The organism is Kluyvera genomosp. 1, from assembly GCF_001266615.1.
Lineage (GTDB): Bacteria > Pseudomonadota > Gammaproteobacteria > Enterobacterales > Enterobacteriaceae > Kluyvera > Kluyvera cryocrescens_A.
The window spans coordinates 19,639-30,480 of the sequence record NZ_LGHZ01000019.1 but is presented as its reverse complement, the minus strand read 5'-3'; the positions used below and the strand labels follow the sequence as shown (position 1 = coordinate 30,480).

The window sequence follows — 10,842 nt, the reverse complement described above, 5'->3', positions numbered from 1 at the left end:
TCGTCGGCAGCGTCAGATGTGTATAAGAGACAGTCCTCTTTCAGAGTCAAGCGGTTAATTTCGCTTTTCTCTGTCGAGATTCTCAGGAGAATCTCGCTGACCCGGCGGCTTGTTTGCCGTTGTTCCGTCTCAGTGGGGTCGCATTATAGGGGGAAATTGAGATCCCGCAAGCATAAATATGAAAAATGTTTTCGTTCGCTCACTTTCCAGGCAACACGCCGAATAACCGCCCTATTTGCGCGAAAGTTGCGCTATTTCTCGGGCAAAACCTGCGACCTGCTCCCAGTCGGTATACACCACTTCTTTACTTGCATCCGTTTCGCCGCCGGTCATCTTCATTATCAGTCGAATCATAAAGCGATCGAACCAGCCATAGCGTGGGTAACGTAACGCTCCCGCAAATACTGCGCAGATATCCGGGTGCCATGGGGAACGCAGCAGGAACTTACGCGTATAGCTATTCGTCTGCGGTGAACGCTTCTCCGGTTTACGCGCGACGAGGTTGACTGAGAAGAAAGCACTTGGCACAGCCTGCAACGCCGAAGCGTGCTTTTTGACAAAACGGTCGAGCGCAGGATGGAAGTGACCGTAACGAATAGAAGCGCCAATAATGACGCGATCGTACAGCTGCCATTCAATGTCATCGGTACGATTCAAATCAAGCATTGCCGTATCCGCACCCAGCTCATGGAGCTGAGAACAAAGGTAAGCCGCGATTTCGCGCGTCTGCCCATCACGAGTAGAAAAGAGCATTAATGTTTTCAACGCTGACTCCTGTTATTCGCGCCAGAATGTTGGGGTAAACAGCACCAGCAGCGTAAAGACTTCAAGACGACCAAAGAGCATATTCGCAATCAGGATCCACTTCGCTACCGGGTTCATGCTGGCAAAGTTATCCGCCACCACGCCAAGCCCAGGACCGAGGTTGTTTAGCGTTGCGACAACGGAGGCGAATGCAGAGAAGTCGTCCACCCCGGTAGCGATGATCGCCAACATGCTAATAATGAAGACCAGCGCGTAAGCGGAGAAGAATCCCCAAACGGCTTCCAAAATTCGTTCTGGTAACGCGCGGCTACCTAACTTAATGCTATAGACCGCATTAGGATGGACGAGACGTTTGAGTTCACGGTTCCCCTGCTTGAACAGCAGCAGAATACGAATCACCTTCAGACCACCGCCCGTTGAACCCGCACAGCCGCCGATAAATGCAGAGCACAATAGCAGCACCGGTAGGAATAGCGGCCAGCGAGCAATACTGTCGGTGGTAAAGCCTGCTGTTGTCGCCATCGAAACAACCTGGAAGAAGGCCTGGTTTAGCGTCGTCACCGCCGATGCGTATATATTGTGGAACCACAGTACTAACGTACAAATCACCACCAGCGTAAGTTGGACGCCGATGAACATGCGGAATTCTGGGTCGCGCCAGTAGACCTTCAAACTACGTCCACTTAATAAAGAGAAGTGCAGACCGTAGTTACAGCCGGAGATCAGTAAGAAGATAGCAATAATGGTGTTGATGGTCGGACTATTAAAGAAGCCGACGCTAGCATCGTGGGTTGAGAAACCGCCGATGGCGATTGTCGCAAAGCTGTGACCAATGGCGTCAAACGCTGGCATCCCGGCAAACCACAGTGCTAGTGCGCATGCCACCGTAAGCAATACATAAATGAGCCATAGCGTTTTCGCTGTTTCAGCAATACGCGGCCGCATCTTGTTGTCTTTCAGCGGTCCGGGCATTTCCGCCCGATAGAGCTGCATCCCACCGACACCAAGGATTGGTAGAATCGCCACCGCCAGCACGATGATCCCCATCCCGCCAAACCACTGCAGCATTTGTCGATAGAAAAGGATAGCGTGAGGTAACGAGTCCAACCCCACCAGCGTCGTTGCCCCGGTGGTGGTTAACCCTGAGAACGATTCAAAGAATGCATCGGTCACCGTGAGGTTCGGCTGCTCGGAGAAGATAAATGGCAGCGCACCCACGCTCCCCAGCACAGTCCAGAACAGAACGACGATCAGAAACCCTTCACGTGATTTCAGTTCGCCCTTTTCCCGGCGGTTTGGCCACCACAGCAGAGAGCCAATCGCCAGCGCGACAAAGAAGGTCTGGGTAAATGCGCGCCCGGCGCCATCGCGGTAAATCAAAGCCACCAATCCCGGCAGGATCATTGTCCCCGAGAATAAGATGACCAGAAGTCCAACAATTCGAGTAATGGCACGAAAATGCATTTCCGGCGCGTCCTTTGATATTCAAAAAAGTCAGGAGGGGGATTATTCGTCAATCGCTAATAAATGCAATGAACCACGACTAAAATCGGCCAGTCTTGTGGAAAAATCAGACACTTTAGCCTGAGGAAGTGCCACACGAAGCTGCACCACAGCCTGATAATCGCTGGCAACAATGAGACCCGCATGCTGTTCGACCAATGTTTCAACACCCGCCAACTGCCCGTATTCACATAACAGAGTATATTCCGTTAGCGGCGTCTTAACCTGCGTCGTCAATAGATTGAGCGCCTGCTGCACGCCACCACCGTAGGCCTTCACCAGACCGCCGGTCCCCAACAGGATACCGCCGTAGTAGCGCACCACTACGGCGGTGATTTCTCCGATACCGCTGCCCATCAGTTGGGCGAGCATCGGTTTTCCGGCCGTGCCCGCAGGTTCACCATCGTCCGAGAAACCCAGCTGTTGTGAATCATCCGGCCTGCCCGCAACCCACGCCACGCAATGGTGGCGAGCATCCGGGTGTTCCGCACGTACTGACTCAACAAACGCTTTGGCCGCCTCTACCCCGTCGGTATGCGCCAACAGGGTAATAAAACGGCTTTTTTTGATCTCTTCAACAAAGGTGGCCGACTCGGCCGGTATTCGCCAGCTATCCATTACGCCAGTTTCAGGTCGCGCGTCATGTTTTCGATATTGTTCTCGTGGATAACCACGTTATCTTCAATACGAATACCGCCAAATGGCTTCAGCGCTTCAATTTTCTGCCAGTTGAAGTGCTTGCTGAACTGACCTTCACGCCATGGCGCGAGCAGAGACTCAATAAAGTAGATGCCCGGTTCAATAGTTAAGACCATGCGCGGTTCAAGCACGCGGGTGCAGCGCAGATACGGATATTTTGATGGCGCAGCCAGATGCGTGCCGGTGTCATCCTGCATGAAGCCCGCGACATCGTGAACCTGCAGCCCCAGAGGGTGGCCAATACCGTGTGGCATAAACGGCCCGGTCAGATCGTTCTCCACCATCGCCTCTTCACTCATATCAGTCACGATCTGGTGCTTACGCAGCAGTTTGGCAATGCGCTGATGGAACTGAATGTGATAATCCACATAGCTGGTGCCGGCCTTCATGGTGGCGATCAACGCCAGCTGCTCGGTGTTCACATCTTTAATCAAATGCGCATAGTCGTTGTCACTGTGCGCCGCCCAGGTGCGGGTAAGGTCAGCGGCGTAACCGTTGTACTCCGCCCCGGCATCAAGCAGGAAGCTACGGATTTCAGACGGCGCGCGGTGATCGAGTTTGGTGTAGTGCAGCACGGAAGCGTGTTCATTCAGCGCGACGATGTTGCCGTAAGGTACATCGGTATCGCGATGACCGGTTGCGGTGAGATATGCCAGATTGATATCAAACTCGCTCATGCCAGAACGGAAGGCTTCTTCTGCCGCGCGATGACCATTAACCGCCATCTTCTGCGCTTCACGCATACACGCCAGTTCATAATCGGTTTTATAGGCGCGATAGTAGTGCAGATAATCAATCACCCCTTTCGGGTTGATATTGTTCGCAGCGATGCCTAAGCCCAGCGCACGCTCTGGAACCGGACCAATGTAGCCGATATTTCCCCGAGCTGCCGGCAGTTGGCTGCCAATACCATCAGCCTTAGGTAAAGCAATCACTTCAACATCTTCTGTCCAGAACGAGGTCGGCAGCGGTTCAACGTTGTGCCAGTAATCCACCGGCAGGTAGAACCACAGCTTAGGCTTATTCACCCCGTCGACCAGCAGCCAGCAGTTAGGTACCTGAGTCACCGGCACCCAGGCTTTAAATTGTGGGTTGACCTTGAACGGGTATGCATGGTCATCCAGAAAAACATTCATCAGCTCGCCAGAGTGGATAAGCAGCGCATCAAGCTTAGAACGCTCGAGTGCGTTACGCGCCCGCTCTTGTAAGGTATCAATATGATTTTTATAGAGTGCGGCCAGTGATTCCATTATTTACCCTTCTGAATATTTTGCCCTCAAGTCCCCGCATAGTAGCACACCTCACCCACCCTGCGTGATTTCCACCGGACGTGATCCGACCAGCAAATATTTAAAGAGTCATTTGCATTTATTTAACACAAAATACACACTCGACTTTATCTGGTACGACCAGATCACCTTGCTGGATTCAGGAGACTGACATGCTCTACAAAGGCGACACCCTATATCTCAACTGGCTGGAAGATGGCATTGCCGAACTGGTGTTCGATGCCCCCGGCTCCGTTAACAAACTCGATACCGCGACCGTTGCTAGCCTCGGCCAGGCGCTCGACGTCCTCGAAAAACAAAAAGAGCTGAAGGGGCTGCTGCTGCGCTCTGAAAAAGCGGCCTTTATTGTCGGCGCGGATATCACCGAATTCCTTTCGCTGTTCCTCGTCCCGGAAGAACAGTTCAGCCAGTGGCTGCATTTTGCCAACAGCGTCTTTAACCGTTTGGAAGATTTGCCGGTCCCAACCCTTTCCGCCATTAATGGCTACGCGCTGGGCGGCGGATGCGAATGCGTGCTGGCCACCGATTTCCGTCTGGCTACGCCGGACCTGCGTATCGGCCTGCCAGAAACCAAGTTAGGCATTATGCCAGGCTTCGGCGGTTCCGTGCGTCTGCCGCGTCTGCTGGGTGCGGATAGCGCACTGGAAATTATCGCCGCGGGCAAAGATGTTGGTGCTGAACAAGCGTTGAAACTGGGTCTGGTTGATGGCGTCGTGAAGCCAGAAAAACTGTTTGATGGTGCGCTGGCTGTCCTGCGTCAGGCGATAAATGGCGATCTCGACTGGAAAGCCAAGCGTCAGCCGAAGCTAGAACCCCTGAAGCTCAGCAAAATTGAAGCAACCATGAGCTTCACTATCGCCAAAGGCATGGTGATGCAGACGGCCGGCAAACACTACCCGGCACCGATTACCGCAGTGAAGACTATCGAAGCAGCGGCGCGTTTTGGCCGTGAAGAAGCGCTGAATCTGGAAAACAAAAGTTTTGTCCCGCTGGCCCATTCTAATGAAGCCCGCGCGCTGGTCGGCATTTTCCTGAACGACCAATTCGTCAAAGGTCAGGCAAAGAAACTGACCAAAAACACTGAACCACCGAAACATGCCGCCGTACTTGGCGCCGGTATCATGGGTGGCGGTATCGCTTACCAGTCCGCCTGGAAGGGCGTGCCGGTTATTATGAAGGATATTAACGAGAAGTCGCTGACGCTTGGCATGAACGAAGCCAGCAAGCTGCTGAACAAACAGCTGGAGCGCGGCAAGATTGACGGTCTGAAGCTGGCGGGGGTTATTTCCACCATTCAACCAACCCTCGATTATGCCGGTTTTGATCGCGTTGATGTAGTCGTTGAAGCGGTCGTCGAGAATCCGAAAGTGAAAAAGGCGGTGCTGGCCGAGACCGAACAAAAGGTTCGCCCGGATACCGTGCTGGCCTCCAATACCTCAACCATTCCTATTGGCGAGCTGGCCGACGCGCTCGAACGCCCGGAAAACTTCTGCGGGATGCACTTCTTCAACCCGGTGCACCGTATGCCGCTGGTTGAAATCATCCGCGGTAAAAAGACCTCCGACAGCACCATTGCGAAAGTGGTCAGTTGGGCAAGCAAGATGGGCAAAACCCCAATCGTGGTGAACGACTGTCCAGGTTTCTTCGTCAACCGCGTGTTATTCCCTTACTTTGCCGGTTTTAGCCAGCTGCTGCGCGACGGCGCCGACTTCCGCAAAGTAGATAAGGTGATGGAAAAAGTCTTCGGCTGGCCAATGGGCCCAGCTTATCTGCTGGATGTGGTCGGTATTGATACTGCGCACCATGCTCAGGCAGTCATGGCCGCAGGCTTCCCACAGCGAATGCACAAAGATTATCGTGATGCTATCGATGCGCTGTTCGATGCTAGCCGCTACGGGCAGAAAAATGGTCTGGGCTTCTGGCGTTATAAAGAAGACAGCAAAGGCAAACCGAAGAAAGAAGAAGACCCTGCGGTGGATAACCTGCTGGCAGAAGTCAGCCAGCCAAAACGCGACTTCAGCGACGACGAGATCATCGCCCGCATGATGATCCCAATGGTCAATGAAGTGGTGCGCTGCCTGGAAGAAGGCATTATCGCCACCCCGGCTGAAGCCGATATGGCGCTGGTTTACGGCCTCGGCTTCCCTCCATTCCACGGCGGTGCATTCCGCTGGCTGGATACGCTCGGTAGCGCGAAGTACCTCGATATGGCGCAGCAGTATCAACAGCTCGGCCCACTGTATGAAGTTCCGGCGGGTCTGCTCGATAAAGCACGTCATAACGAAGCGTACTATCCACCAGTTGAGCCAGCCCGCCCGGCTGGTGAGCTGAAAACGGCTTAAGGAGTCACGATGGAACAGGTTGTTATTGTTGATGCAATTCGTACCCCAATGGGCCGTTCAAAAGGCGGTGCGTTCCGCAACGTGCGTGCGGAAGATCTCTCCGCCCATCTGATGCGTAGCCTGCTGGCACGTAACCCGGCACTTGAAGCGGCGGCTATCGACGACATCTATTGGGGCTGCGTACAGCAGACCCTGGAGCAGGGTTTCAATATTGCCCGTAACGCCTCACTGCTGGCGGAAATCCCTCACTCGGTTCCGGCGAATACCGTGAACCGTCTGTGTGGTTCTTCCATGCAGGCTCTGCACGATGCCGCGCGTATGATCATGACCGGCGATGCGCAGGCCTGTTTGGTGGGCGGCGTCGAGCACATGGGCCACGTCCCAATGAGCCATGGCGTCGATTTCCACCCAGGAATGAGCCGCACCGTCGCCAAAGCGGCAGGGATGATGGGCTTAACCGCCGAAATGCTTTCCCGCATGCACGGTATCAGCCGTGAAATGCAGGATGCGTTCGCCGCCCGTTCTCATGCCCGAGCCTGGGCCGCAACCCAGTCCGGTGCCTTTAAGAATGAAATCATTCCTACCGGCGGCCACGACGCAGACGGCGTGCTAAAACAGTTTAACTACGATGAAGTCATCCGCCCGGAGACAACCGTTGAAGCGCTGTCCACTCTGCGCCCGGCGTTTGACCCGGTTACCGGTACCGTCACGGCGGGTTCTTCTTCAGCCCTTTCGGACGGTGCTTCCGCGATGCTGGTGATGAGCGAAAGCCGCGCCCGCGCGCTGGGATTAACGCCACGCGCCCGTATCCGTTCAATGGCGGTTGTCGGCTGTGACCCTTCAATTATGGGTTATGGCCCGGTACCCGCGTCAAAGCTGGCGCTGAAAAAAGCGGGTCTGTCGGCGAGCGATATCGATCTGTTTGAGATGAACGAAGCGTTTGCCGCACAGATCCTGCCGTGCATTAAAGATCTGGGGCTGATGGAGCAGATCGACGAGAAGATCAACCTCAACGGCGGAGCGATCGCACTGGGTCACCCGCTGGGATGCTCCGGCACACGTATCACCACCACCTTACTGAATCTAATGGAACGCAAAGACGCCCAGTTTGGTCTGGCAACGATGTGCATCGGTTTAGGTCAGGGCATCGCAACGGTCATCGAGCGAGTATAAAAATACGCCCCGGCTCCGTATAACGGGACCGGGGCGAGCAATGTCTTCAGCCGGATAACACGCACTCGTACCGCTATCCGGCAAGCAACCCTCTAACAAAAAAGTTTAGTTGCCGTTCTTCCCGCCTGTCAGGGGCGGGCTTTTTATTTGTTGATCAGATGAATGCGAACGCATCACCAAACAGACGGTCTTCACGCGCCTGACGTTCATTGCAGAACAGATCACGGGCAATTTTGGCCATTTCAAAGCGGCCAGCAATATAAATATCGTGGTTTGCCAGCGTACCATAATCCTGCAGTACTGCCGTCAGCACGGTGCCAGAACGACCACGCCAACCTTCTTCAGGCTGTTCAACCACCGGTTCAACACGCAGGTTCGGGTGGTTCACCGACAGCGCTTCCAGCTCAGAAAGATCGTACAGATGTTTCTCTTCACGGCCGCCCCAGTAGATCGCGACGTCACGATTCGGGTTACGCGCCAGCGCAGTCAGCAGAATAGACCGCACATAGGAGAAGCCGGTACCGCCGGCAATCAGCACCAGAGGACGATCATCCTCATCGCGCAGCCAGGCTTCACCGTGTGGGATATCGACTTCCACTTCGCGCTCTTTGAGAATACGGTCCATCACGGCCATGGCGTACAAATTCAGCTCAGAGGCACCGATATGAAGCTCGATAAACGCTTTTTCGTCCGGCGTAGAAGCCATGGAGAACGGACGTTTATCACGCTCATCCATCACCACCATCAGGTACTGGCCGGCACGAAATGAGAAGGCAGCTTCGGGTTCTAAACGAACGCGATATACCGTATCGGTAATTGCATCCACCGAGGTCACTTTACAGCTTAAGGTTGTCATGCGCTCCCTCTGTCGGGTCTTCTCCCCCACCATCATTGGCAATACCGAGACGGATGCACCACTGATGAATTAGGGGGATATTTATCATTTATCGTCGGAAAAAATGGCCAGCTCATCCCAGATTTCATCGATACGCGCCGTAACGGCGGGATCTTTCTTAATCGGGCGGCCCCACTCGCGCTGGGTTTCCCCAGGCCACTTATTGGTGGCATCCAGCCCCATTTTCGACCCCAACCCGGAAACCGGCGAGGCGAAATCAAGATAATCAATCGGCGTATTTTCTACCAGCACGGTATCCCTTGCGGGGTCCATGCGGGTGGTAATCGCCCATATCACATCGTTCCAGTCACGTGCGTTCACATCATCATCGCAGACAATCACGAATTTTGTGTACATAAATTGGCGTAAAAACGACCATACGCCCATCATCACGCGTTTTGCATGCCCCGCGTACTGTTTCTTCATCGTGACAACGGCAAGGCGATATGAACATCCTTCCGGCGGCAGATAGAAATCAACAATCTCCGGGAACTGTTTTTGCAGAATTGGCACGAATACTTCATTCAGCGCCACACCCAGTACCGCCGGTTCATCCGGTGGACGGCCGGTATAGGTAGAGTGATAAATCGCGTCTTCACGTTGGGTAATGTGGGTCACAGTGAAAACCGGGAAGCTGTCGACTTCGTTGTAGTAGCCGGTGTGGTCGCCATACGGGCCTTCCGGCGCCATCTCACCTGGCTCAATATAGCCTTCAAGCACAATCTCGGCGCTAGCAGGCACTTCCAGATCATTCGAAAGACACTTAACCACTTCCGTTTTGGTACCGCGCAGTAGACCAGCGAAGGCATACTCGGAAAGCGTATCAGGCACTGGCGTCACTGCGCCAAGAATGGTGGCAGGATCTGCGCCTAGCGCGACCGATACCGGGAAGCGTTCGCCCGGATGCGTCGCGCACCACTCCTGAAAATCAAGCGCGCCGCCGCGATGCGACAGCCAGCGCATAATCAATTTGTTTTTACCGATCACCTGCTGGCGATAAATCCCCAGATTCTGCCGCTCTTTGTGCGGCCCACGGGTCACCGTCAAGCCCCAGGTAATCAGCGGAGCCGCGTCTTCTGGCCAGCAGGTCATCACCGGGATGCGGGACAAATCGACGTCATCCCCGGAGATAATTTTTTGCTGGCAAGGCGCACCGCGCAGGCGTTTCGTCGGCATGTTCAGTACCTGCTTGAACTGCGGCAGCTTATCGAACAGATCGCGAAAGCCCTTTGGCGGCTCAGGTTCTTTCAGGAAGGCTAATAATTTCCCCACTTCACGCAGCGCGCTGACATCTTCCTGCCCCATGCCCATCGCCACTCGCTTCGGCGTACCGAACAGGTTACATAGCACCGGCATGGAATAGCCAATAGGATTTTCGAACAGCAATGCTGGACCACCGGCACGCAGAGTACGGTCGGCAATTTCGGTAATTTCCAGATGGGGATCAACCGGGAGGCTAATGCGCTTGAGTTCACCCTGCTGCTCAAGCTGTGTCAGAAAGTCGCGTAGGTCTTGGTATTTCATAGGGTAATTATTGGCCTCCTGGTAAGCGCCTCATTATACGGCGAATGGTTCCGTGATGCTGTAATTTTGTTAAAATCACGTAAATTAAAGCAGTAATAATCAATATCGCGATTTGACCGCACTTTTGTTATGCTTTCGCGCTAAATAGCGGAAACGAGTCATTATGCAAGCCTGGTATTTACTGTACTGCAAACGTGGGCAACTTCAGCGCGCCCAGGAACATCTTGAACGGCAGGCTGTAAATTGCCTGACGCCGATGATCGCTCTGGAAAAAATGGTGCGCGGTAAACGTACCACCGTGAGTGAGCCGCTGTTCCCAAACTACCTGTTTGTGGAATTTGACCCGGAAGTGATTCACACCACCACCATCAATGCCACCCGCGGCGTGAGCCATTTTGTCCGTTTCGGTATTCACCCGGCAACGGTTCCGTCTTCAGTGATTCACCAGCTTTCTATCTATCAACCGGATGACATCACCGATCCAGAAACGCCTTACCCCGGCGACAGCGTCGTCATCACCGAAGGCGCGTTCGAAGGATTGCAGGCTATATTTGCTGAACCTGACGGGGAAGCCCGGTCAATGCTGCTGCTTAACCTGCTCAACAAACAGATCAAGCAGAGCGTTAAAAACACCGACTTCCGCAAATCCTGA

The 10,842-nt window shown here is 54.0% G+C and carries 9 protein-coding genes; 3 read left to right on the top strand and 6 right to left on the bottom strand.

Annotated features, from left to right (window positions below):
* Positions 1 to 231: 231 nt before the first annotated feature.
* The 4 genes from hemG to pepQ are packed head-to-tail and all read right to left on the bottom strand — an operon-like array spanning position 232 to position 4,217.
* Entirely contained in the window at positions 232 to 765 is a 534-nt protein-coding gene (hemG, locus tag KP80_RS12510) for a menaquinone-dependent protoporphyrinogen IX dehydrogenase (RefSeq protein ID WP_052283980.1), read from the bottom strand.
* Between the two features lie 12 nt (positions 766 to 777).
* On the bottom strand, positions 778 to 2,229 hold the full coding sequence (gene trkH, locus KP80_RS12505; protein WP_052283979.1) for a Trk system potassium transporter TrkH: 1,452 nt from the start codon (positions 2,227 to 2,229) through the stop codon (positions 778 to 780).
* A gap of 42 nt (positions 2,230 to 2,271) precedes the next feature.
* Positions 2,272 to 2,886: an IMPACT family protein gene (locus KP80_RS12500; RefSeq protein WP_052283978.1), complete on the bottom strand. Its 615-nt coding sequence runs from the start codon at positions 2,884 to 2,886 to the stop codon at positions 2,272 to 2,274.
* Positions 2,886 to 4,217 (bottom strand): Xaa-Pro dipeptidase, encoded by a 1,332-nt coding sequence (gene pepQ / locus KP80_RS12495; protein ID WP_052283977.1) that lies wholly within the window; start codon positions 4,215 to 4,217, stop codon positions 2,886 to 2,888. Before pepQ ends, KP80_RS12500 begins: the two co-directional genes overlap by 1 nt.
* A 191-nt stretch (positions 4,218 to 4,408) precedes the next feature.
* Between pepQ and fadB the strand changes: the two genes are divergently transcribed.
* Positions 4,409 to 6,598, top strand: a complete 2,190-nt coding sequence (fadB, locus tag KP80_RS12490; RefSeq protein ID WP_052283976.1) for a fatty acid oxidation complex subunit alpha FadB — start codon at positions 4,409 to 4,411, stop codon at positions 6,596 to 6,598.
* A gap of 9 nt (positions 6,599 to 6,607) precedes the next feature.
* Complete coding sequence (gene fadA, locus KP80_RS12485; protein WP_052283975.1) at positions 6,608 to 7,771, top strand: acetyl-CoA C-acyltransferase FadA; 1,164 nt, start codon at positions 6,608 to 6,610, stop codon at positions 7,769 to 7,771.
* A 154-nt stretch (positions 7,772 to 7,925) separates the two neighbouring features.
* On the opposite strand, the gene fre is transcribed toward fadA, so the two are convergent.
* A complete protein-coding gene (gene fre / locus KP80_RS12480; protein ID WP_052283974.1) occupies positions 7,926 to 8,627 on the bottom strand; it encodes an NAD(P)H-flavin reductase in 702 nt (233 codons plus the stop codon).
* A gap of 84 nt (positions 8,628 to 8,711) precedes the next feature.
* Positions 8,712 to 10,190 carry a 4-hydroxy-3-polyprenylbenzoate decarboxylase gene (gene ubiD, locus KP80_RS12475; protein ID WP_052283973.1) on the bottom strand — a complete coding sequence of 493 codons (1,479 nt, stop codon included), beginning with the start codon at positions 10,188 to 10,190 and terminating at the stop codon, positions 8,712 to 8,714.
* Between the two features lie 163 nt (positions 10,191 to 10,353).
* Between ubiD and rfaH the strand changes: the two genes are divergently transcribed.
* Positions 10,354 to 10,842, top strand: coding sequence for a transcription/translation regulatory transformer protein RfaH (rfaH, locus tag KP80_RS12470; RefSeq protein WP_052283972.1), 489 nt, complete (start codon positions 10,354 to 10,356; stop codon positions 10,840 to 10,842).

Bases quoted from the DNA above. Each gene is read 5' to 3' on its own strand.
- fre (WP_052283974.1), bottom strand. From the start codon at position 8,627: ATGACAACCTTAAGCTGTAAAGTGACCTCGGTGGATGCAATTACCGAT.
- fadB (WP_052283976.1), top strand. From the start codon at position 4,409: ATGCTCTACAAAGGCGACACCCTATATCTCAACTGGCTGGAAGATGGC.
- fadA (WP_052283975.1), top strand. From the start codon at position 6,608: ATGGAACAGGTTGTTATTGTTGATGCAATTCGTACCCCAATGGGCCGT.
- KP80_RS12500 (WP_052283978.1), bottom strand. From the start codon at position 2,886: ATGGATAGCTGGCGAATACCGGCCGAGTCGGCCACCTTTGTTGAAGAG.
- pepQ (WP_052283977.1), bottom strand. From the start codon at position 4,217: ATGGAATCACTGGCCGCACTCTATAAAAATCATATTGATACCTTACAA.
- ubiD (WP_052283973.1), bottom strand. From the start codon at position 10,190: ATGAAATACCAAGACCTACGCGACTTTCTGACACAGCTTGAGCAGCAG.
- trkH (WP_052283979.1), bottom strand. From the start codon at position 2,229: ATGCATTTTCGTGCCATTACTCGAATTGTTGGACTTCTGGTCATCTTA.
- rfaH (WP_052283972.1), top strand. From the start codon at position 10,354: ATGCAAGCCTGGTATTTACTGTACTGCAAACGTGGGCAACTTCAGCGC.